A 23,014-nucleotide genomic window follows, 5' to 3' on the forward strand; every position below is an offset into this window, starting at 1 on the left:
CGAGCGTGCCCCGTCTGAAGGGACATCGGTGAGCGGCAACAACGGGACGAACGAGCCCGAGGCTACACACGACGACGTTCTCCCGACCCAACCACACTCGCACGAGGCGCACCCGGCCGACGATGCGACGGAGGTCGACGCTGTCACAGAGCAGGAAGGCGCTGCGACACGGGAAAAGAGCGAAGCGGCACTCCCGGAAGGGAAGAGCGCTGCCGACGGGTCCGACGCAGCCACGGCACCGGTTTTCCGAACTGCACCCACCGGTCCGGTCGAATCCACCGACACAGCCGAGACCTCTGAGGCTCCTGCCTCTGCTGAGGCTCCAGGTACGCCTGAGGTATCAGGGGCCGATGAGTCCTCTGCGCCCACAGTGTCTCTCGCGTCGACCGATACCGCGTCGGAAGCGCCCACCACCGTCATCCCGGTCGTGAAGATGCCGTCGGAGCAGATGCCGTCGGAGCAGAAGCCGTCGGAACGGAAACCCTCAGAGCAGAATCCGCCCGAGTCGGATGCTCCCACCGAACAGATGCCGCAGATCAAGATGCCGCCGGCGTCGGCCGCGACGACCGCGATGCCACCTGCGTCGCCCCCGGCCGCACCACCGCCACCCGCCGGACCGCCGCCGGTCGCGCCTCCACCGGGGGGTGGCCCGGGCGGACCGTCGGGTCCCGACAAGCCGTGGTCGAATGTGCCGAAGCGCACGGTTGCGCTCGTCGTCGGTGGTGTCGCTGCTGTCCTCGCCGTCCTGTACGTCGCAGATCTCGCAATGAGCTCGGGAGAGGTGCCGCGCGGCGTCACCGTCGCCGGTGTCGAGATCGGCGGTGAGTCTCGCGGCGATGCCGAAGCGACTCTGCGTGAAGAATTGGGTTCGCGGCTCGACACTCCCGTCGCGGTCACCGCAGGAGACACCAGCGGCGAGATCGTGCCGTCGGAGGCCGGGCTGGCGATCGATTGGGACGCCACGCTCGCTCGCGTGGGCGAGCAGCCTCTCAATCCGTTCACGCGCCTGGCGTCGTTCTTCGGCAACGACGAGGTCGGCGTGGTGTCCACCCGCGACGACGCAGCGCTCGCCGCGTCGATCGATCTGGTGACCGCTGCCGCCGCACACGAGCCGCGCGAAGGCAACATCGTGTTCGAGGACGGCACCCCCGTCCCGGTCACCCCACAGCCCGGCCAGCGTCTCGATGCGGAAGCGGCGTCGGATGTCTTCGCTGAGCGCTGGCCCTTCGGCGACGTGTCGCTGCCGGTCGAGAGCGTGGATGTCACGGTCACTCGTGAGGGTCTCGATCGGGCGCTTGCCGAGATCGCGGTTCCCGCGGTGGCGGCGGATCTCTCGGTCACCGGCCTCGACGGCGCTGTGGCGACCTTGCCGCGCCAGGACATCGGCGCGGTATTGTCCTTCGCGCCGGACGGCTCCGGTGGTCTGGATCCGCAGTATCACCCCGAGGCCGCCATCGGCATTCTGGCGCCGCAGCTCGAGGCGACGGAGACGGAGCCGAAGGACGCGCAGATCGTCCTCGACGGCGGTCGCCCCTCGGTCGTGCCGGGGACCGAGGGCAATCTCGTCGACTGGGAGAAGACACTCGAGTCGCTGCCGCAGCTGCTTGCGATGGAGGAGGGGCGGACCGTCGAGGCCGTGTACGAGTCGGCCGATCCGAAGCTCACGACCGAGGCCGCCGAGAAACTCGGGATCAACGAGGTGATCGGCGAGTTCACGTCCGGTGGATTCGAATACGCATCCGGTGTGAACATCCGGCTGGCCGCCGGCGAGATCAACGGTGCCCTCGTGAAGCCGGGGGAGACGTTCTCGCTCAACGGCTACACGGGTCCGCGCGGTGCGGCGGAAGGCTATGTGGAGTCCGGCATCATCGAAGCGGGCCGTCCGGGCAAGGCAGTGGGTGGCGGCATCAGCCAGCTCGCGACCACTCTGTACAACGCGTCGTACTTCGCGGGCATGGAGGACGTCGACCACACCGAGCACAGCTACTACATCTCCCGCTACCCGGCTGCGCGTGAGGCGACGGTCTACGAGGGCGCGATCGATCTGGCGTTCCGCAACCCGTCGGAGACGACCGGCGTGCTGATCCAGACGATCTGGACGCCTTCGGACGTCACGGTCCGGCTGTGGGGCACCAAGACGGTCGACGTGCAGTCCATCACCGGTGACCGCACCAACTACACGTCGCCGAACACGATCACGCTGCCTGCGGGCGAGGCATGTATCCCGTCCAGCGGCGCGCAGGGCTTCACCGTCACCGACACCCGCATCGTCACCGACGCGCAGACCGGTACGCAGGTCTCGAACAAGACTCGGACGGTTCGTTACGACCCGGTGCCCGTCGTCAAGTGTGTGAGCCCGGAACCGAAGCCCGGCGAAGACGAGCCGGCGGGCGCCGACCGGCCGTCAGCGCCCGCCTCAGCGCCTGGTGCGGCACCGGCACCGGCACCGGCACCGGCACCGGCAGAAACCGAGTCCGAAGCCCCGGCGGCACCGGAAACCGAGGAGCCTGCTGCGTCTCGCCCGTCTGCGGGAGATTTCGTACCGGACTTCTCCGGTGCCGGCCTCGAGTACTGACGGGGCGTCACAGTCGGCGGGTCAGCCGTAGTCGCGCGATGCGGTGACCGTCGAGTTCGCTGACCGCGAGCCGGTGCCCGTCGACGCTCACGCTTTCACCGAGGTCCGGCAGGTGTTGCAGACGGTGCAGGATGTAGCCCGCAACGGTCTCGTAAGGCCCATCGGGGAGGGCGATGCTCGTGTCGCGGGAGAAGTCGTCGACGTGCAACCACCCGTCGATGTACCGGCTGCGCGAAAGCGCGGTCGTCTCGGAAGGTTCGTCGGCAGGATCGAACTCGTCGCCGATTTCGCCGACGATCTCTTCGACGATGTCCTCGACGGTCACGATGCCGGCAGTACCGCCGTACTCGTCGACGATCAGGGCGATCTGGGCATTGTTGCGGCGCATGACCGTCAACGAGGCGAGTGCGGCTTTGGAGCCGGGCAGCGCCAGGATCGGGCGGCATAGATCGGCAACGACGCCGACCTCGACCTCGGTGTCGGTGTCGGTGTCGGTGTCGGCGAGCAGCAGATCACGTAGATGCACGAAGCCGATCACGTGGTCGACCGTGTCGGCGGTGACCGGGTAGCGGCTGTGTGCCTTGGCCAGCGCGATGGTGCGGGCGTCGGGATCGGGGTGTCGGCGGTGAGAAAGTCGACGTCGGTGCGGGGGCGCATCACCTCGGTCAGATGCCGAGCGCCGGCGTCGAAAACCTCCGAGTGCACCTGCCGTTCGTCCTCGGGCAGTGCGTTGTGACCGACGAGCAGATCGCGCAGCTCTTCGTGAGTGATCTCCTCATTCGTGCGGGACGGGTCGGCCCCGAGCAGCCTCACCAGCGCATCGGTGGAGATCGACAGCAGCCAGATCACCGGGCGCATGACGGTGGCGAAGCGGTCCAGGGCAGGTGCGGTGGCCAATGACATCCCGGTGGAGCGTTGCAGGGCGATGCGTTTGGGGACCAGTTCGCCGAGCACGAGCGAGAGGTAGGCGATGACCAAGGTGGTGCCGATCAACGCGATCGCATTGGCCGCGCTGCCGGAGAGCCCCCATCTCTGCAGGGTCGGGGCCAGGTCGGGCGCCAGGGTCGAGGCGCCGTATGCGGCGGAGAAGAAGCCGGCGACGGTGACACCGATCTGCACCGCAGACAGGAACCGGTTGGGGTTCCGGGCCAGTTCAGCTGTGCGACGACCGCGGGCGCTGCGTCGTTCGAGTTCCCGCAGTTGGCTTTCGCGCAAGGTCACCAGCGCGATCTCGGTAGCGGCGAACACCCCGCCGACGAGCACGAACACCAGCACCAGGGCAAGGTTGACGAGCGTGTCGGCGGTCATACCGTGCTGCCCGTGTCAGTGAGTGCTGACGTGGGTTTCGGGCCGTCGTCCATGGTCCTTTCTCCTCACCGAGTGGTCTCCAGTCTAGGGAAAGGACAGCGGTGTCCGCCGATCAACGGTTCGGCGACATAACCGAAGCCGGTCCTGCTGCCGCCGGACGATACGACAGTGGCTCCCGCCGAAACGGCGGGAGCCACTGTCTTGTCCGAGTGTTACGCAGGCATCAGAACCCGGCTTCGTCGAGCTCCATGATGTCGAGGTCGACGTTGGCGATGATGCCCCGCGACGTGGTCAGGGTGGGCAGCACGTTCTTCGCGAAGAAGGACGCCGCTGCGACCTTGCCCTCGTAGAACGCCTTGTCCTTCGCATCCGGATTCGCATCGAGCGCGGCCAGCGCGATCTCGGCGTGCTCGAGAAGCAGCCAGCCGATGAGCAGGTCGCCGAACGACTCGAGGAAGCGGACGGAGCCGAGGCCCACCTTGTACAGCTCGGTGGGCTGCTCCTGCGCACCCATGAGGAACTGGGTGAGGGTCGCGACCATCGTCTGGGCGTCTTCGAGTGCTGTGGCCAGCAGTGCGCGCTCGGGCTTGAGGCGCTGGTCGGCCGTGTCGGAGTCGAGGAACTTCTTGACCTGCCCGGCGACGTGCGCGAGGGCCACGCCGCGGTCGCGGGCGATCTTGCGGAAGAAGAAGTCCTGCGCCTGGATCGCGGTGGTGCCCTCGTACAGGGAGTCGATCTTCGCGTCGCGGATGTACTGCTCGATCGGGTAGTCCTGCAGGAAGCCCGAACCACCGAAGGTCTGCAGCGAATCCGTCAGGTACTGGTAGGCCCGTTCGGAGCCGCAGCCCTTGACAACCGGAAGGAGCAGGTCGTTGATGCGGTGCGCGAGTTCGGCGTCGGCGCCCGAGACCTGCTCGGCGACGACGTCGTCCTGATGCGCGGCGGTGTAGAGGTACACGGCGCGCAGGCCCTCGGAGTAGGCCTTCTGCATCGCGAGCGACCGGCGGACGTCCGGGTGATGCATGATCGACACGCGCGGGGCGGCCTTGTCGGACATCTGGGTCAGGTCGGCGCCCTGGATGCGCTCCTTGGCGTAGTCGAGGGCGTTGAGGTAGCCGGTCGACAGGGTCGCGATGGCCTTGGTGCCCACCATCATGCGGGCGTGCTCGATGACGTCGAACATCTGCGCGATGCCGTTGTGGACCTCGCCGACGAGCCAGCCCTGGGCGGGAACGCCGTGGCCGCCGAAGGTGAGTTCGCAGGTCGCGGAGGCCTTGATGCCCATCTTGTGCTCGACGTTGGTGACGAAGACGCCGTTGCGCTCGCCCATCTCGTTCTTCTCGAAGTCGAAGTGGGTCTTCGGGACGAAGAACAGGGACAGGCCCTTGGTGCCCGGTCCGGCGCCCTCGGGGCGCGCAAGGACGAGGTGGAAGATGTTCTCGAACAGGTCGTCGGAGTCGGCCGAGGTGATGAAGCGCTTGACGCCCTCGATGTGCCAGGAGCCGTCGTCCTGCTTGATGGCCTTGGTGCGGCCCGCGCCCACATCGGAGCCTGCATCGGGTTCGGTGAGGACCATGGTGGCGCCCCAACCGCGCTCGACGCAGGTGGTGGCCCACTTCTTCTGCTCGTCGGTGCCGTTCTCGAACAGCACACCGGCGAAGGCGGGGCCTGCCGCGTACATGAACGCTGCGGGCTGAGCGCCGAGCATCATCTCGTTGACCGCCCACAGGAAGCTGCGCGGCGATGCGGTGCCGCCGATCCCCTCGGGGATGCCCATGGACCAGTATCCGGCGTCCCACCAGGCGCGGAAGGACTTCTTGAACGGCTCCGGGAGGGTCACGGTGTGGGTGTCCGGATCGAAGACCGGGGGGTTGCGGTCGGCGTCGGCGAAGCCTTCGGCGGCCGGACCCTCGGCGAGGGCCTTGACCTCGGAGAGGATGCCGCGTGCGGTCTCTTCGTCGAGGTCGCCGAAAGTGCCGGCTTCGAGGACCTTCTGAATCTTCAGGAACTCGAACAGGTTGAACTCGAGGTCGCGGAGGTTGCTCTTGTAATGGCCCATGTCTGTGCTCTGTCTCCCAGTGCGGTCCGGTGTCTTCCTAGTACCGCCCAAGTTTATTACTCGTCGGTAACATCTCTATGTTACTCGTCAGGCAACTAACTGCCAAGGCCGATTTTACGGGCAACGACGAGTGCGTCGACGGCAGTTCCGGAAACTGTTTCCCGGAATCTCCGCTCGGCCGCCCGGATTTCCAGCCTTCCGTCGATTTCTTCGACGATATCTGTTGGTGTGTAAAGGATTTCACTGTCCTGGGGTCCGCCGACTCCGTCTTCGATATTCGTCCGGTCGTGGCCCAGAAATATGAGGATTCCTTCAGGTTTCAGTGAATTGATCGCATTCTCGATCAGGGCTCTGCGCTCTGCTGCGGGGAAGTGTAGGAATACGGCGAGTATCAGATCATAGTTGCCGGAAAATGTGCCCTGAGTCACGTCCGACTGGGTGTATTGCAGGCGGTCGCGCGACCGTTTCGGTGCCTGTGCCGCGACCTGCCGCGCCTTGTCCAGGGCCACTTCGGAGAAGTCGGTACCTACTACTTCCCAACCGCGGGTCGCGAGCCAGAGGGAATGACGCCCCTCCCCGCACCCGAGGTCGAGTGCGCGGCCGTGCGGGAGGGCGGTGGCGAACTCGACGACGACAGGGTTCGGTGGAGCTCCCCACACCAGATCTGCCGCCCGGTACTTCTCGTCCCATTCCTGTGCGTCCATGGGGGAACGGTAGCTCCATGCCCTCCGGGGTCCCCTGGAACGAGTTCCAACAGGGGTGTCGCGGAGGGTAGTTTCGACCCGCGATACCGTGTCCGAACGGCGTTGCTAGGACAGCAGCGCCACGATGATGTAGAGGAGTTCGCCGGATGGGTGCACAGATCGCCGCTCCAACGCCGTTGCGGAACAGCGTGCTGCTCGGGCTGGGCGTCCACCGCCCCGAACGTGTCGTCACGAATGAGGAGATCTGCCGCCTGATCGACTCGAGCGACGAGTGGATCCAGTCGCGTTCCGGCATCAAGGAGCGTCGATTCGCGAAGGCACACCCCGAAGAGACGATCGTCGACATGTCGGTCAGTGCCGCAGAGAAGGCGCTCGAAGCCGCCGAGCTCACCGGCGCTCAGATCGACACCGTGATCATCGCGTGCTCCACCTACGGTTTCCAGACCCCGCAGGCCGCTGCGCTCGTCGCCGACAAGATCGGCACGAGCGGCGCCGCTGCACTCGACATCCAGGCCGGCTGCGCAGGCTTCTGCTACGCGCTGGGTGTGGCATCCGATCTGGTTCGGGCAGGTTCGGCGACGAACGTGCTCGTCGTCGGCGTCGAGCGGATGAGCGATGCCACCAACCCCACCGACCGCTCCGTGCGATTCATCTTCGGTGACGGCGCGGGCGCCGTGGTCGTGGGCGCGTCCGACGAAGTGGGCATCGGCCCCACCGTGTGGGGCTCCGACGGCTCCCAGGGCAACGCGATCCGGCAGGAACCCGACTGGGTCGACTTCGCACAGAACCCCACCCAGCCGCGTCCCTGGATCATCATGGAAGGCACCGCGGTGTTCCGCTGGGCGGCCTTCGAGATGAGCAAGTACGTCCGTCAGGTCGCCGACAAGGCCGGTGTCGCGCTCGCGGATCTCGACGCGTTCGTGCCGCACCAGGCGAACCTGCGGATCAACGACGTCATCGTCCGACAGCTCGAGCTGCCCGACACCGTCGCGGTCGCCGACGACATCATCGAGACCGGCAACACCTCCGCGGCGTCCATCCCGCTCGCCATGGAGAAGATGCTGCGCACCGGTCAGGTCGAGCCCGGCGCCACCGCGCTACTGCTGGCCTTCGGTGCGGGCCTGTCCTATGCGGGTCAGGTCGTCAAGATGCCGCCGCTGGCTCACTGATCCATGGCAAGTGCAAAGAAGTCACCGGTGCCCCGGTGGCTGTGGTTGCTCTGTTTCGTCGTGGTCTCCGTGGCCGTGGTTCTCCTCGAGCCGTACGACTCCGACTCGTCCGGTGCCGCCTCTTCGGGCGGCACCGGCCCGTCGCCGACCTACAGCGGTTCGGCGGCACTCCAGGCGCTCGCGATGCTTCCGGTGCGCGACGCCGCGTCGCAGAGCGGCTACGAACGGGGGATGTTCGGCTCCGCGTGGACCGACAGCGTCACCGTCGAGTTCGGCAAGAACGGTTGCGACACCCGAAACGACATTCTCAAGCGCGACCTGGTGCACATCTCTCTCGAGCCCGCCACGAAGGACTGCACCGTGCGTACGGGCACGCTCCACGACCCGTACACAGGCACCGAGATCTTCTTCCGCCGCGGCAGTGCCACGTCGTCGCAGGTGCAGATCGACCACGTCGTTGCCCTGTCCAACGCGTGGAAGACGGGCGCGCAGCAACTCGATGAGCAGCGGCGCCGCGACCTGGCGAACGATCCGCGCAATCTGATTGCCGTCGACGGTCCGACCAATCAGTCCAAGGGCGACTCCGACGCTGCGCAGTGGCTTCCGCCCAACCCCGGATACCACTGCGACTACGTGGCGCAGCAGATCGAGGTCAAGACCGTCTACGAGCTGTGGGTCACGCCCGCCGAACACGACGCGATGTCCAGGGTCCTCACGGCCTGCTGAATCGGTCCCGGTGCGGTGGAGCACAGACGGGCCCTCACCCACGCTCGTGACTCTTGAATATCATCGTTGTGTCGCACGTAACCTGATACGCGACGCGATTCCGGTGGCCACACCCGGTGCTGTTCGGAATCGGACCGATACGACGTGGGAGAACCGCCATGAGCGCCGATAAACCGAAAATCATCTACACGTTGACAGACGAGGCGCCGCTACTCGCGACACACGCCTTCCTGCCGATCGTGCGCACCTTCGCCGGTGCCGCGGGCATCGAGGTCGAGTCCAGCGACATTTCGGTGTCGGCGCGGATCCTGGCCACGTTCGCAGACCGCCTCACCGAAGAGCAGCGCGTGCCGGACACCCTCGCTGAGCTGGGGCGTCTGACGCAGCTTCCCGAGACCAACATCATCAAGCTGCCCAATATCAGTGCGTCCGTACCGCAGCTCCTCGCCGCGATCAAGGAGTTGCAGGGCAAGGGCTACGCGATTCCGGATTTCCCGGACGACCCCAAGACCGACGAAGAACGCGACATTCGCGAGCGCTACGGCAAGATCCTCGGCAGTGCCGTCAACCCGGTCCTGCGTGAAGGAAACTCCGACCGGCGCGCACCCCGTGCTGTGAAGGAATACGCCCGCAAGCACCCCCACAGCATGGGCGAGTGGTCGATGGCGTCGCGCAGTCACGTCGCGCACATGCAGCACGGCGACTTCTACCACGGCGAGAAGTCGATGACGCTCGACAAGGCCCGCAAGATCCGCATGGAGCTCGTCACCGACAGTGGCGAGACGGTCGTTCTCAAGCCCGAGGTGTCGCTGGGCGCGGGCGACATCGTGGACAGCATGTTCATGAGCAAGAAGGCCCTGCTCGAGTTCTACGAGGAGCAGATGGAGGATGCGCGCAAGACCGGCGTGATGTTCTCCCTGCACGTCAAGGCGACGATGATGAAGGTCTCGCACCCCATCGTCTTCGGTCACGCGGTGAAGACCTTCTACAAGGACGCCTTCGCCAAGCATCAGGCGCTGTTCGACGAGCTGGGCGTCAACGTCAACAACGGCCTCGTCGACCTCTACGACAAGATCGAGACGCTGCCCAGCACGCAGCGCGAAGAGATCATCAACGATCTGCACAACTGCCACGAGCACCGTCCCGAGCTGGCGATGGTCGACTCCGCCAACGGCATCTCGAACTTCCATTCGCCCAGCGACGTCATCGTCGACGCCTCGATGCCCGCGATGATCCGCCTCGGCGGAAAGATGTACGGCGCCGACGGACGGACCAAGGACGCCAAGGCAGTGATGCCGGAGTCCACCTTCGCGCGCATCTACCAGGAGATCATCAACTTCTGTAAGACCAACGGCGCGTTCGACCCGACCACCATGGGCACCGTCCCCAACGTCGGTCTCATGGCGCAGAAGGCCGAGGAATACGGCTCGCACGACAAGACCTTCGAAATCCCGCAGGCCGGCGCCGCCAACTTCGTCGATGCCGATACCGGTGAGGTTCTGCTCACCCAGCAGGTCGAGGCCGGCGACATCTGGCGCATGTGCACCGTCAAGGATGCACCCATCCGCGACTGGGTCAAGCTCGCCGTCACCCGGGCACGCAACTCCGGTATGCCGGTCCTGTTCTGGCTCGACCCGTACCGCCCGCACGAGAACGAGCTGATCAAGAAGGTCGAGCTCTACCTGCAGGACCACGACACCGAGGGCCTCGACATCCAGATCATGTCGCAGGTGCGTTCGATGCGCTACACCCTCGAGCGCCTGATCCGCGGCAAGGACACCATCGCCGCGACAGGCAACATCCTGCGCGACTACCTCACCGACCTGTTCCCGATCCTGGAACTCGGCACCAGCGCGAAGATGCTCTCCGTCGTCCCGCTGATGGCAGGCGGCGGCATGTACGAGACGGGCGCGGGCGGCTCGGCCCCCAAGCACGTCAAGCAGCTGGTCGAGGAGAACCACCTGCGCTGGGATTCACTCGGTGAATACCTGGCGTTGGCGGTCAGCCTCGAGGATCTCGGCATCAAGAACGACAACCAGCACGCCAAGATCCTGGCCGACGCTCTCGACGCCGCGACCGGCAAGCTGCTGGACGAGAACAAGAACCCGTCCCGCAAGACCGGCGAGCTCGACAACCGGGGCAGCCAGTTCTACCTCGCGCTGTACTGGGCGCAGGAACTCGCTGCGCAGACCGAGGACAAGGAACTGGCGGCACGCTTCGCGCCGCTCGCCCAGACCTTGGCCGAGAACGAGGACACCATCGTGCGCGAGCTCCTCGAGGTGCAGGGCGCGTCCGTCGACATCGGTGGCTACTACCAGCTGGACAGCGAGAAGGTCGACGCCGTGATGCGCCCGAGCAAGACGCTGAACGACGCATTGGCGTCCGTGCAGGTCTGATCTCCGACCGGCTGTAAATCCTCTGACACCCATTGCGGACGATCGATGTTCGCGATGGGTGTCACGTTTCGTGGGGCCTGGTCAGGCGAGCAACGCGTCGACGATCTCGTCCTCCGACAGGAGCACATGCGCTGCTGCCGGACCCAACGGCACGAAACTGTCGCGGCTCGTGACGCGGGCGATCCGTCCCGGATAGTCCGCGTCGACGAGTGCGGCGATCACCGACTCCGCGACGGATCCGCTGCGGCGTGTCTCGTCGACGACCAGCACTCGCGGGAACTGCATCGCGTGCTCGGTGAGCGCGGTCAGCGGCAACGGTGCGAGCCACTGCAGATCGAGCACCGTCGCCGCGACCCGTTGCGCGCGGCGGCCGGCGCGCAGGCTCATGCGCACACCGTTGCCGAAGGTCACCACCAGCACGTCCCGGCCCTGCCCGTAGGTACGCACCGTGCCGGGCGCGACCGGCGCGGGGTCGGGGAACTGCTGCCACAGTCCGTCGTCCTCATCGTAGAGATCGCGTTGGTGGTAGAGCGCGATCGGCTCCACGAACACGCACACGCGGCCTTCGGTGCGGGCCAAGGAAATACAGGCGCGAAGCAGACCACCTGCCGTCGCGGGATCGGACGGGACCGCGAGAACCAATCCGGGGATATCGCGCAGTGCCGCCACGGAATTGTCGTTGTGGAAGTGGCCACCGAAGCCGCGCTGATACGGCAGGCCTGCAATGCGCACCACCATCGGATTACCGAAATTGCTGTCGGAGAAGAACTTCAGTGTTGCCCCCTCTCCGCGCACTTGATCCTGCGCATTGTGCAGGTAGGCGAGATATTGGATCTCGGGGATCGGAAGCATCCCTGCCACCGCGAAACCGAGCGCGGTACCCAGGATCGTCTGTTCGTCGAGCAGTGTGTCGAACACCCGGAGCGCGCCGAAGTGCTCCTGCATGCCGCGCGTCACCCCGTACACACCGCCCTTGACTCCCACGTCCTCACCGAACACGCAGGCCTGCGGGAACTCCTCGAGGATGTGTCCGAGAGTGCGGTTGACGGCCTGCGCGAGCGTCAGCGGATCCGGTGGCAGCGGATGTGTGTCGTCGACTGGATGCCCCCGGCCGTGGACGTGCAGCGGACGCATCACCTGGGCGGCGGATTCGAGCCGCGGGGGATGACGCAGTGCGTCGGCGACCTCGTGGACGTCGGCGCGTACCGATTCGTAGCGTTCGATGATCTCGGCGGGGGTGCAGCGACCCCGGGCGACGAGTTCGGCGGCCGTCGCGAGCAGCGGGTCGCGTGCATGGTCGGCGATGATCTCGTCGCGGCTGCGGTAGGCGCTCTCGACGTCCGACCCCGCATGACCGAGGAAGCGGACCGTCTTCAGGTGCAGGATCGCAGGGGAACGTGTCGCGCGGACCTGCTCGACGAGTTCACCGGTGGTGACGAGAGTGGAGACCGCGTCGTCGCCGTCCACCGAGCGGTACGTGATGCCCGGATACCGCGAGAGTGCCTGCTCGATCCAGCCGTCGGGACTGCGCACGCTGATTCCGAGACCGTTGTCCTCGCACACCAGCAGCAGCGGCACCGGCAGACCGCGATACGTGCAGTACGCGGCGGCGTTCAGCGAGCCCACCGCCGTCGAATGATTCGCCGAGGCGTCGCCGAAACTGCACACCACCACCGCATCCGACGGCCAGGTGCAGTCGAGTCCGAGCTTGTGCATACGGGCCAGTGCCAGCGCGAGCCCGACGGAACGCGGAAGATGCGACGCGATCGTCGAGGTCTGCGGCAGAACGCTCAGCGCCGGATTGCCGAACACCTTGTGACGGCCCGCAGAGATCGGGTCGAGGGTCGACGCGGCGCACCCGGCGAGTACGTCGCGGATCGGCGTGGTGCCGTCTTTCAGTGACGCGCGCGCAGCATAGAAGCCACCCGAACGGTAATGCAGCAGAGCGGGATCGGTGACACGAGTGAGTAGCCCCAGTGCGGCATTCGATTCGTGGCCCGCGGAGCCGATCGTGTAGAAACCCTCGCCGCGACGTTGCATCTCCCGTGCCGCGAAATCGAGGTGACGCGACTGCAGTTGCGCGTCGAAACAGTCGAGCAGCAGTGCGTCGTCGATCCTGCGGTCGGGGGTTCCCGTCCGGAGGGCCCGGATCGCCGTGTGGAAGTGGTCGTCGAGCGGCTCCGCCGTCATGTCCTCTGTTGTACCTCGGTGTCACCGCACCCGGAGGTCGATCGGCTGACCGTCGTTCGGGAAAGGCAACGAGGTGAAGTTCATCGGCGCCACGTAGTCGGCAGGCACGTGCCAGCGGTAGCGCAGCAACAGGTGATGGAGCACCGTCTTGATCTCCGCTCCGGAGAAATGCATGCCGAGGCATCGGTGGGCACCGCCACCGAACGGCGACCATGCGTACTTGTGCACGCGGTCCTCCCGGCGCTCGGGGGAGAAACGCCCCGGATCGAAATGTTCGGGATCGGGCCACAGATCGGCCATGTGGTGGCTGTAGTGCAGGCCGACGTTGATCAGCGTGCCCTTCGGGATGAAATGCCCGAGGATCTCGGTGTCGGCGGCCGCGCGGCGCACGATGCCGGGCACCGGGGTGACGAGTCGCTGGCATTCTTTGATGACGAGATCGAGTGTGGTGAGCTGGTCGAGTTGCTCGAACGCCGGAGTGTTCGTACCGAGTGCCTCCGACTCGTCGCGGCACGCCTGCTGCCATTCGGGGTACTGCCCGAGGTACTGCATGGCGGTGGACAACGTGATCGTCGACGTGTCGTGCGCTGCCATCATCAGGAAGATCATGTGGTTGACGACGTCGTCGTCCGAGAATCGTTCACCGTCTTCGGATTCGACGTGGCACAGCACCGAGAACAGGTCGTCGCCCTCATGTGCACGCCGCGCGGGCAGATAGCGGCGGAAGAACTCCTCGAGCCGCGCGCGGCCCTGCACGCCTCGCCGCCATCGGGTGCCGGGCAGCGGGTGGCGCAGGATGGCAGTCGATGCCTGGACGCATCCGATGAATGCCTTGTTGACCTCGTCCATCTCACGCGCCGACGACCCCTCTGCGCCGCCCATGAAGATGGAGGTGGCGAGACCGAGGGTGAGTTCCTTGATGGCCGGATACGCGCGGAAACCTTCTCGGGGCCGCCAGGTGTCGAGGGTCTTCTCGATCGCCGGGTGCATGGACTCGGTGTATCGGGCGATGCGATCGCGAGTGAAGGCCTGCGACATGATCCGCCGGTGCGCGGTGTGTTCGTCCCCGTCGAGCAGCATCAGGCCGCGGTCGAAGAACGGGCCGATGAGTACCCGCCACCCGCCGCCGTTGACGAGTGCGCGGTCGCGGTTCTGCAGCGCGGCGCCGCACGCGTCGGGCCCGATGAGCACCACCCACGAGTTGCCGGCGAATTGGAACCACGACACGGGTCCGTGTTCGCGGTAGCGCTTGTCGTATGCCTTCAACGGGTTGCGCATGTAGTCGAGGGCGTACCCGATGTACGGCAGTCCCTTGTCGCCGGGGACCGGCGTGAGCCCGGGAGGGGCGGGGGCCAGCGTCTTCGTCACGGTGAACTCCACGGTTGGATCTGACATACCCTGTTGTCAGATAACTGTAATGCCAGTCACAGTTATCGGGGGTGAATTCGAGGGTCGCCCCGGTCGCGCGCGTTACGTGAGGAACATGTCATGCTGGCCCGCATGGTCGACGTCGCACGTCCGAAACTGGAAGGCACTGTCGCGGTCGGGGGAGGACGCAGGCTCGGCTTCGCCGAGTTCGGATCTGCGCAGGGTCGCACGGTGTTCTGGTTGCACGGCACGCCGGGAGCGCGTCGGCAGATCCCGATGGAGGCCCGTGCGTTCGCCGATCGTCGAAATGTGCGTCTGATCGGATTGGACCGTCCCGGGATCGGCTCGTCGACAGCACATACCTACGACAATGTCCTGGCGTTCGCCGACGACCTTCGGATCGTCGCCGACACCCTCGGCATCGATCGGATGGGCATCGTCGGGCTCTCCGGCGGTGGTCCCTACACCCTCGCATCCGCCTACGCGATGCCCGAACGCGTCATGGGTGCCGCGGTGCTCGGCGGGGTCCCGCCCGTCGTCGGCCCCGACGCGATCTCGGGTGGTCTGATGCAGCTCGGAGCCCTCGTCGCGCCGCTGTTGGCCAGGGGAGGAATACCGATCGGCGCGGCGACGAGTGCGGCGATCCGCGTCGTGAAACCGTTCGCGTCACCGATCATCGATCTGTACGGGCGGCTGTCGCCGGAAGCCGATCGGCGGCTGCTGGCCCGCCCCGAGTTCAAGGCGATGTTCCTCGACGATCTGCTCAACGGCAGCCGCAAGCAGATGGGCGCGCCGTTCGCCGACATCGTCGTGTTCACACGCGACTGGGGATTCCGGGTGCCGGACGTGAAGGTGCCGGTGCGATGGTGGCACGGCGACACCGACCACATCATCCCGTTCGAACACGGCCTGCACATGGTGGATCTGCTGCCGAACGCGGAGTTCCATCACCTGCACGGCGAAAGCCACCTCGGCGGTCTCGGTGCGTCGGAGGAGATCCTGACGACCGTTCTGGATCTCTGGGACCAGGCCGACGCGCAGCAGTAGTGCTACTGCGACCGGTCGAGGAGAGCGAGCACCGTCTTGAGTTCGGCAGCATCGATCTGGCCGGGTGCCGACGGCGTCCCCACCATCCCGAACGTCGCGGCCGAACCGAACACCTGACCGGCCAGCCGTGAGATCACGCCGCGCCCACCCATCGACATGGTGATGATCGGGACTGTCGCGTGTTCTTCGTGCATGACGCGGGTGGCATCGAGCAACGTCAGGACATCGGCGGTGGAATTCGGCATCACCGCGATCTTGCAGATGTCGGCGCCTGACTCCTGCATGGCGCGCAACCGCGCGACGAGGTCGTCGCGGGCGGGGGTGCCGTCGAAGTCGTGGTTCGACGCGACCACCGCGACACCGTGAGCATGCGCGGCCTCGATGATCCGCCGCACGGCGGCGGGGTCGCGGCGGTACTCGACGTCGACGAGGTCGACCGCTCCCGATCCGGCGAGCGCGACACAGAGGGTGGCGTAGTTCTCGTCGTCGATCGACGCTTCCCCGCCCTCGTGTGCGGTGCGGAACGTGGCCAGGAGCGGCACACCGTCGAGTTGTTCCGCGAGGGTGCGAGCCTGCGTGACGACGGCATCCGGATCGTCGAGGGCGGTGAAGAAGTCGACGCGCCACTCGACGAGGTCGGCCCGTCCGTCGAGGGCGTCGACCTGGTCGCGAAGTGCCTCCGGTGTGGATCCGGTGATGGGCACGAACACCGTGGGGGCGCCCTTGCCGATCGTCACACCTTTGACACGGACCGGTGTGATCGCTTCACCCATCGTCGACTCCTGTGCTGGTTGCCTGTGACCGAAGCACTATTCGATCACAGGCAACCGGGACGTCAGGGTCTGCGGTCCGGTAGATCCGCATCGCCGGAGGCCTGCGAGACCACGGCATCCGCCGCATCAACGGAGGCATGGGCCTTGTTCGGATCCGCCACGGCCTCACCGCGCGCGATCATGCCCGCCTCGTCGGACAGCGGGATCTCCTTGACGAGCCACGCGAGCAGGAACGCGATGATCAGGAACGGCACCAGGTACCAGAACACCGGAGCCAGCGAGTCGGCGTAGGCGTTGACGATGCCGTCCTGGATCGGCTCGGGGAGCTGCTTCATCACGGCGGGGTCCAGGGTCGCGGTGGCCTGACCGGCCTGCTCGGGGTCGGCACCGCCCTCGGTGAACACCGTGGTCAGGTTCTCCGAGAGATTGTTGGTGAAGATCGTGCCGAAGATCGCGACACCCAGCGCGCCACCGACCTCGCGGAAGTAGTTGTTGGTGCTGGTGGCGGTGCCGATCTCGTCGACGGGTACCGCGTTCTGCACGACGAGCACCACGACCTGCATGATCAGGCCGAGACCGAACCCGAAGACGAACAGCATCGCGCAGACGACCCACAGTGGAGTGTTGCCCTGCAGCGTGGTCATCCACAGCATCCCGACCACGGTGACGGCGGTACCGACGATCGGATAGATCTTGTACCGCTGGGTCTTCGCGATGAGAAGGCCCGAGGTGATCGTCGTGAGCATCAGGCCGGCCATCATCGGCAGCAGCAACAGGCCGGACACCGCCGCCGACGTGCCGGACGACATCTGCAGGAACGTCGGCATGAACGCGATCGCCGCGAACATCCCGAGACCGAGGACGAACCCGATCGCGGTGGCGTTGACGAAGATCGAGTTGCGGAACAGCGACAGCGGAATGATCGGGTCCTGTACGCGAGACTCGATGAGCACGAACAGGCACACTGCGATGACGAGTCCGGCGCCGAACATCCACGTCATCGGATCGGACCAGCCGCGATCGGCGCTGCCGCCGAAGTCGGTGAAGAAGATCAGGCAGGTCGTCGCGATGGAGAGCGCCACGATACCGGGGATGTCGATCTTCTTGGTGGGCTTCTTGACCGGCAGGGTCAGCATGAACCACGAGATGAGGAACGCGATGATGCCGATCGGGATGTTGATGTAGAAGCACCACTCCCACGACAGGTGGTCGACGAAGAATCCGCCGAGCAGCGGTCCGCCGACGGCTGCGAGACCGAAGATCGCGCCCAGCGGGCCCATGTACTTGCCGCGTTCGCTGGCCGGGACGATGTCGGCGATGATCGCCTGCGACAAGATCATCAGGCCGCCGCCGCCGAGACCCTGCATGGCACGGAACACCACGAAGGTCCAGAAGTCATCGGTGAACGCGCAGCCCACCGAGGCGAGGGTGAAGATCGCGATCGCGATGAGGAACAGGTGGCGGCGACCGAAGACGTCGCCGAGCTTGCCGTAGATGGGCATGACGATCGTGGTGGCGAGCAGGTACGCGGTGGTGATCCACGCCTGGTGCTCGACGCCACCGAGCTGGCCGACGATCGTCGGCATGGCGGTGGAGACGATGGTCTGGTCGAGGCTGGCCAGGAGCATGCCCGCGATCAGCGCGCTGAAGATGATCCAGATGCGTTTCTGGGTCAGAACCAAAGGTTCGTCGGTGGTGGTGGTCACGGGCTTCCTGTCGGATCGGGGCGGGCTGTCGGATCGGGGAGGCGCAGGGGCTGGCCGAAGAATTGTCGAGCGATCGCGATGTTGCGTTCCAGGAGTTCTTCGAAGGAATGGTCGTTGTCGTCGCTGAAGAACTCGTCGACGGTCTGGAAGGTGAGCGACAGAGTGACGCCCACGATCGCGTTCGGCAGCGGATCGTCCGGAGGTAATCCCTCCCGCGCCGCCACGAGTCGTGCGAAGTCGCGCTGCTGGGATTCGCCGACCGCCATGAGTTTCGCCATCAGATGCGGCTCGGCGCGGACGATGTCTCGGAACAACTGGTGTCGCTGCCGGGTGAAGTCGTTGTGGCGGGCTCGGGTGATCACGAGGCGCGCGATGTCACTGAGCAGAGTGGGGGAGAGGCCGGCATGGTCGCCCGCGCCGCGTGCGACGAACTCGTCCTGCTCCTTCTGCGGGAAACCCGTGTCGTATTCGCCGAACACCGCGTCTTCCTTGGTGGGGAAGTAGTTGAAGAAGGTGCGTCGCGAGATCCCGACGCGGTCGCACAGTTCCTCGACCGTGAACCCTGCGAGCCCACGCTCGGCCGTGAGGGTGCGCGCCTGCGCGACGAGCTCGTCGTAGGTGCGTTGCATACGCCGACTCCGCGGACCGCCCGACAATATTGCACCTTCGCTCACGGGGTGCAATATTGCACCCGAATTCTATAGAGTGCAAAAATTGGACATCAGGTGAACCACGATCGGGTCGGAGGCTTGACCCACATGATCCGTTCGTCCACGTGATCCCGGGCCGCAGACGGATGGTCCGCATGCGTCTGCGCCCACGCGGCCTTCTCGTCGAGCAGCGACGCCACGAGCGTCCACGTCTCCATCGACCGCGGCGGATGCGCATCGGCGGCGCGTGCCAACCGGCGTCGGTTGTCGTCGGTCATCGCGAGCAGATCGGCGCCCGTGATACCCCGATGCCACGCGAACCGTGCGAGCCCGAGGGCCTTGTCCCGACGGTTCTTCTCCGCCCGATCGGTGTGGGCGAAGTCGGCGTCGCTCATGTCTGCACCTCCTGTGTCCACACCATGATCCGTCCTCGTGGCGGCGGCCCGCCCACCGGTCGTTGACATCGTGAGCTGCCTGGCTCACGCTCGTGGGGTGGGGCTTCCCGAGGGAACACCGAAAGAAGTTGTCGCACAAGCGGCCGAGCCGCCGCGTGTGCCCGAATTCGATCCCACTGTCGGCGTGACGGTGAACGTCGAGGCCCGCGGCACACCCCCACACAAGTTCGTGGCGATCGGTGACTCGCTCCTGCAGGGCTTCCAGAGCGCGGCCATCTATCGGACCGACGTGTCGGTGCCCGCGATCGTCGCGTACGAACTCGGCGTGCTCGAATCGTTCCGCTACCCCCGCTACGGCGGACCGGGCGGGCTGCCCCTGAACGTCGAACTCATGCTGCGCCGCCTCGAAGAGCGCTACGGCCCGCAACTGAAGCCGTGGGAGATTCCGGCCGCGCTGTTCACCCTTCGGGGCTTCATGGACGAGGTCGAGGACTACTGGGAACGCGGCCCCGGCGCGATCGCGCCGATCATCGGCACCTACAACCACAATCTGTCGTGCTACGGATGGGACCTGCGCGACGCCCTCGAGAAGACCGCCGCGCACTGCAAGGCACGTGTCGCGACACCCAGCGACAACCTCCTCGACCAGATCGTCGAGAACAACGGCGACCGCGCAGCCATGCACGTCTACCCGCACTGGGCGCCGGAGCAGGAAGCGATGACGTTGCTCGACGCGGCCGCAGCCCTCGGAGACGATCACGACGACGGCACCGACAGCGGTATCGAGACGCTCGTCGTGTTCCTCGGTTCCAACAACGCGCTCGGCACCGTCACCCAACTGCGTGTCGCGTGGAGCGGCGACGATTTCCGCGACCTCGACCGCAAGGGCGACTACACGATCTTCAGGCCCGAGCACTTCGACGCGGAATTCGCGGAGATCGTGGCGCAGGTGCGCCGGATCTCCGCGCGGCACGTCATCCTGTGCACGATCCCGCACGTCACCATCGCCCCGATCGCACGTGGCCTCGGCGACAAGAGCGGCTCACGCTATTTCCCCTATTACACGCGCCCGTGGATCGACGAACAGCACTTCGACGCGACACGCGACGAACACATCACCGGCGAGGAGGCACACGCGGTCGACACCGCGATCGACCACTACAACAACACGATCCAGCAAGCCGTCGCCGATGCCAGGGCCGACGGACGCGACTGGTACCTGCTCGATGTCGCCGGCGTGCTCGAACGCCTCGCGGCCCGCCGCTACCGCGACGACCTGCAGGCCAGACCCGCATGGTGGACGCCGTATCCGCTGCCGCCTGCGCTCGCGGCGCTCGATCCCGTCCCCGACACCCGGTTCCTCACCGCCGACGGGGAAGGCGGACGGGCGACCGGTGGCCTGTTCTCACTCGACGGCGTCCACCCCACCACGGTCGGCTACGGAATCCTTGCGCAGGAGATCATCGGCATCATGGCGAGCACAGGCGTCGAGTTCCGCCACCCGAACGGGACGGTGCGCACCGACACGACAGTCGACTTCGACCGCCTCGTCCGCCAGGACAGCCTCGTGCAGAGTCCGCCGCAGAACATCGACAGTGCGCTCTCGATACTCGGGTGGGCCGACGAGGTGCTCGACGTGTTCCGGCGCCTCCTCCGCCGCGGCGTGTGAGTGCTCCGAAGATTTTCTCGAGATTTTTCCTCTGTCGTGTCGATCGGAGTCTGCGTTGTTCGACGTGTAGACATCAGGGACCGAAAGGCGGTCCACGGATACAGGGTCTACGAACGGAGAATCTCATGAAGTACATGCTGATCATGCGCGCCACCGACGCAGCCATCGAAGCGTCGAAGAACATGGATTTCAACGAAATCATCAACGCCATGGGCCGGTACAACGAATCGCTCGTCAAGGCAGGCGTCCTCCTCGCCGGTGAGGGGCTCGCCGAGGCGGAAGAAGGGTTCGTCGTCGATTTCGACTCCGAGACACCGCTCGTCACCGACGGCCCGTACGGCGAGACGAAGGAGCTGTTCAACGGCTTCTGGATCATCCAGACCTCCACCAAGGAGGAAGCCGCCGAGTGGGCCAAGCGGTGCCCCCTCGGACCGGGCAGCAAGCTCGAGGTGCGCCGTGTGCACGAGAACGAGGACTTCGACCAGGACAACGAGTACATCCAGAAAGAGCAGGTCTGGCGTGACGAGCTCGGAACCGATCGCCCGGTCGTCGGCTGAGTGATGACCGAAGACGCGACACTTCGCGCGCGACGCGCAGTGGACGCGGTGTGGCGGATCGAGTCGGCGAAGATCCTCGCGACCCTCACCCGCAAGGTCGGAGACCTCGACTTCGCCGAGGATCTCGCAGGGCAGGCACTGCTCGAAGCGATCGAGCAGTGGCCTGCCGCCGGGGTCCCCCGTAACCCTGCGGCGTGGCTGACCTCCGTCGCCACCCGCCGCGCTATCGACACCTGGCGACGGCAGGAACGCCTCGACGAGCGACATGCGCGCATGGCACGGGAACTCGAGAATGATGCGTCGCAGTTCGACGATCCGTCGTGGGATCCCGACCGCATCGACGACGACGTCCTGCGCCTGATGTTCATGTCGTGCCACCCGGTGCTGGGACGGAAAGCGCAAGTGGCGTTGACACTTCGTCTCGTCGGCGGTTTGACGACCGAACAGATCGGAAGGGCGTTCCTGACACCGACGTCGACGGTGCAGCAGCGTATCGTCCGCGCGAAGAAGACGCTCACGGCCGCGAAAGCGGTGTTCGAGGTGCCGGGCCGCGACGAATTCGCGCACAGACTCTCCGCGGTGCTCGGCGTGCTGTATCTGGTGTTCAACGAAGGGTATGCGGCCGGCTCGGGCGACGAGTGGCTGCGACCGGACATCAGCGCGGAGGCGCTGCGGATCGCGAGGATCCTCGCCGAACTCGTCCCGAACGAGCCGGAAGCACACGGACTGGTCGCACTCATGGAGCTCACGGCATCGCGGTTCCCCGCACGAACCACGGCGTCGGGGGAACCGATTCTGCTGGCGGACCAGGACCGCACAAGGTGGGACCGCGGGCAGATCACCCGCGGTCTCGCGGCGCTGGACCGCGCCGACGCGATCGGTCGTGGCCGCGGACCTTACGGTTTGCAGGCTGCGATTGCGGAGTGTCATGCGCGTGCCGCAGAGTTCTCGGATACGGATTGGAAGCGAATCGTACTGCTCTACGAGGCGCTACAGCGTCTGGCACCGTCACCGGTGGTGGATCTCAACCATGCGGCGGCGGTCTCGATGGCGTACGGGCCGGGGCCCGCGCTCGAGTACGTCGACAAGATCGTGGCGTCGGGCAAGCTCGCCGGATATCACCTCCTTCCGAGCGTGCGGGGTGATCTCCTTGCACAGCTGGGGCGTATCGAGGAGGCACGGGCCGAGCTCCTCGTCGCTGCCGAGGCGACGGGGAACGAACGCGAACGCGCCGTCCTCCTCACGAAGGTGGATGAACTGGACCTGAAGTCGCTCGGGCCGGATTAGCTACGTGAGGGTCACGATGTGCTCGTGGCCCGCGACTGCGGCCTGCAGCTTCTTGCGGGACAGCGTGCGCGGCCCGCAACCGCAACCGGCCGGAAGTTCGTCGTCCTCGAATTGGGTGGCTTCGACGGTGTCGATGAACTTGTCGTCGAGTGAATCGTTGCCACGATTGTTGGCTTCACGGTCGCGGGAGCCGTGGCCGCCCGGTCCGACTCCGCACACGACCACCGGTCCTTCTTCGGTCTTGTACACGGCGGCAACGGTGTGGCTCTTGGGGCATCGCACTTTCAGGACAGCATGATCGCTGCGTTGTCGCCCGAGGTCCTTGATGGCCTGGAGTGCCTTTCGGCGTCGTTCGGTGGGTGGCGTTTCAGCGATGTTCATCGCTCCATTCCACCGCAGATACGCGTATTCCACCACGGTTCCGCCGAACCGATA

The 23,014-nt window shown here is 66.0% G+C and carries 17 protein-coding genes and 1 pseudogene; 8 read left to right on the forward strand and 10 right to left on the reverse strand.

What is annotated here, in order from left to right:
• The first annotated feature begins 370 nt into the window (after window positions 1–370).
• Complete coding sequence (locus tag ACFWCF_RS24170; protein WP_378567076.1) at window positions 371–2,575, forward strand: VanW family protein; 2,205 nt, start codon at window positions 371–373, stop codon at window positions 2,573–2,575.
• 7 nt (window positions 2,576–2,582) lie between these two features.
• Here the strand turns inward: ACFWCF_RS24170 and ACFWCF_RS24175 are convergent.
• The 3 genes and pseudogenes from ACFWCF_RS24175 to ACFWCF_RS24185 all read right to left on the reverse strand — a co-directional run bounded on the left by ACFWCF_RS24175 (window position 2,583) and on the right by ACFWCF_RS24185 (window position 6,646).
• A pseudogene (locus ACFWCF_RS24175) lies at window positions 2,583–3,883 on the reverse strand (hemolysin family protein).
• Between the two features lie 223 nt (window positions 3,884–4,106).
• Complete coding sequence (locus ACFWCF_RS24180; protein ID WP_378567079.1) at window positions 4,107–5,942, reverse strand: acyl-CoA dehydrogenase; 1,836 nt, start codon at window positions 5,940–5,942, stop codon at window positions 4,107–4,109.
• A 95-nt stretch (window positions 5,943–6,037) separates the two neighbouring features.
• Complete coding sequence (locus ACFWCF_RS24185) at window positions 6,038–6,646, reverse strand: class I SAM-dependent methyltransferase (RefSeq protein WP_378567082.1); 609 nt, start codon at window positions 6,644–6,646, stop codon at window positions 6,038–6,040.
• A 146-nt stretch (window positions 6,647–6,792) separates the two neighbouring features.
• On the opposite strand from ACFWCF_RS24185, the gene ACFWCF_RS24190 reads away from it, so the two are divergent.
• The 3 genes from ACFWCF_RS24190 to ACFWCF_RS24200 all read left to right on the forward strand — a co-directional run bounded on the left by ACFWCF_RS24190 (window position 6,793) and on the right by ACFWCF_RS24200 (window position 10,937).
• Window positions 6,793–7,815, forward strand: coding sequence for a beta-ketoacyl-ACP synthase III (locus tag ACFWCF_RS24190; protein WP_378491337.1), 1,023 nt, complete (start codon window positions 6,793–6,795; stop codon window positions 7,813–7,815).
• Between the two features lie 3 nt (window positions 7,816–7,818).
• On the forward strand, window positions 7,819–8,541 hold the full coding sequence (locus ACFWCF_RS24195) for an HNH endonuclease family protein (protein ID WP_378567085.1): 723 nt from the start codon (window positions 7,819–7,821) through the stop codon (window positions 8,539–8,541).
• A gap of 158 nt (window positions 8,542–8,699) precedes the next feature.
• Window positions 8,700–10,937 carry an NADP-dependent isocitrate dehydrogenase gene (locus tag ACFWCF_RS24200; protein WP_378567088.1) on the forward strand — a complete coding sequence of 746 codons (2,238 nt, stop codon included), beginning with the start codon at window positions 8,700–8,702 and terminating at the stop codon, window positions 10,935–10,937.
• An 81-nt stretch (window positions 10,938–11,018) separates the two neighbouring features.
• Here ACFWCF_RS24200 and ACFWCF_RS24205 read toward each other — a convergent pair whose 3' ends face one another.
• On the reverse strand, window positions 11,019–13,127 hold the full coding sequence (locus ACFWCF_RS24205; RefSeq protein ID WP_378567091.1) for a thiamine pyrophosphate-dependent enzyme: 2,109 nt from the start codon (window positions 13,125–13,127) through the stop codon (window positions 11,019–11,021).
• A gap of 21 nt (window positions 13,128–13,148) precedes the next feature.
• Window positions 13,149–14,495, reverse strand: coding sequence for a cytochrome P450 (locus tag ACFWCF_RS24210; RefSeq protein ID WP_378491333.1), 1,347 nt, complete (start codon window positions 14,493–14,495; stop codon window positions 13,149–13,151).
• Window positions 14,496–14,615: 120 nt separating this feature from the next.
• Here ACFWCF_RS24210 and ACFWCF_RS24215 point away from each other — a divergent pair, with 120 nt between their 5' ends.
• Window positions 14,616–15,542 carry an alpha/beta fold hydrolase gene (locus ACFWCF_RS24215; RefSeq protein WP_378567094.1) on the forward strand — a complete coding sequence of 309 codons (927 nt, stop codon included), beginning with the start codon at window positions 14,616–14,618 and terminating at the stop codon, window positions 15,540–15,542.
• A 2-nt stretch (window positions 15,543–15,544) separates the two neighbouring features.
• On the opposite strand, the gene aroD is transcribed toward ACFWCF_RS24215, so the two are convergent.
• The 4 genes from aroD to ACFWCF_RS24235 all read right to left on the reverse strand — a co-directional run bounded on the left by aroD (window position 15,545) and on the right by ACFWCF_RS24235 (window position 19,066).
• Window positions 15,545–16,315, reverse strand: a complete 771-nt coding sequence (gene aroD / locus ACFWCF_RS24220) for a type I 3-dehydroquinate dehydratase (RefSeq protein WP_378567097.1) — start codon at window positions 16,313–16,315, stop codon at window positions 15,545–15,547.
• A gap of 62 nt (window positions 16,316–16,377) precedes the next feature.
• Window positions 16,378–18,021 carry an MDR family MFS transporter gene (locus ACFWCF_RS24225; protein ID WP_378567100.1) on the reverse strand — a complete coding sequence of 548 codons (1,644 nt, stop codon included), beginning with the start codon at window positions 18,019–18,021 and terminating at the stop codon, window positions 16,378–16,380.
• On the reverse strand, window positions 18,018–18,650 hold the full coding sequence (locus tag ACFWCF_RS24230) for a TetR family transcriptional regulator (protein ID WP_378567103.1): 633 nt from the start codon (window positions 18,648–18,650) through the stop codon (window positions 18,018–18,020). The genes ACFWCF_RS24225 and ACFWCF_RS24230 overlap by 4 nt, the downstream gene beginning before the upstream one ends.
• 92 nt (window positions 18,651–18,742) lie before the next feature.
• On the reverse strand, window positions 18,743–19,066 hold the full coding sequence (locus ACFWCF_RS24235) for a hypothetical protein (protein ID WP_378491328.1): 324 nt from the start codon (window positions 19,064–19,066) through the stop codon (window positions 18,743–18,745).
• A 97-nt stretch (window positions 19,067–19,163) separates the two neighbouring features.
• On the opposite strand from ACFWCF_RS24235, the gene ACFWCF_RS24240 reads away from it, so the two are divergent.
• The 3 genes from ACFWCF_RS24240 to ACFWCF_RS24250 all read left to right on the forward strand — a co-directional run bounded on the left by ACFWCF_RS24240 (window position 19,164) and on the right by ACFWCF_RS24250 (window position 22,579).
• Window positions 19,164–20,735 (forward strand): hypothetical protein, encoded by a 1,572-nt coding sequence (locus ACFWCF_RS24240; RefSeq protein WP_378567106.1) that lies wholly within the window; start codon window positions 19,164–19,166, stop codon window positions 20,733–20,735.
• Window positions 20,736–20,860: 125 nt separating this feature from the next.
• Window positions 20,861–21,292, forward strand: a complete 432-nt coding sequence (locus ACFWCF_RS24245; RefSeq protein ID WP_378491326.1) for a YciI family protein — start codon at window positions 20,861–20,863, stop codon at window positions 21,290–21,292.
• Between the two features lie 3 nt (window positions 21,293–21,295).
• On the forward strand, window positions 21,296–22,579 hold the full coding sequence (locus ACFWCF_RS24250) for an RNA polymerase sigma factor (protein ID WP_378491325.1): 1,284 nt from the start codon (window positions 21,296–21,298) through the stop codon (window positions 22,577–22,579).
• Here ACFWCF_RS24250 and ACFWCF_RS24255 read toward each other — a convergent pair whose 3' ends face one another.
• Window positions 22,580–22,960 (reverse strand): hypothetical protein, encoded by a 381-nt coding sequence (locus tag ACFWCF_RS24255; RefSeq protein WP_378491324.1) that lies wholly within the window; start codon window positions 22,958–22,960, stop codon window positions 22,580–22,582.
• Between the last annotated feature and the right edge of the window lie 54 nt (window positions 22,961–23,014).

Source organism: Rhodococcus sp. NPDC060090 (assembly GCF_042729855.1).
Classification (GTDB): Bacteria; Actinomycetota; Actinomycetes; order Mycobacteriales; family Mycobacteriaceae; genus Rhodococcus.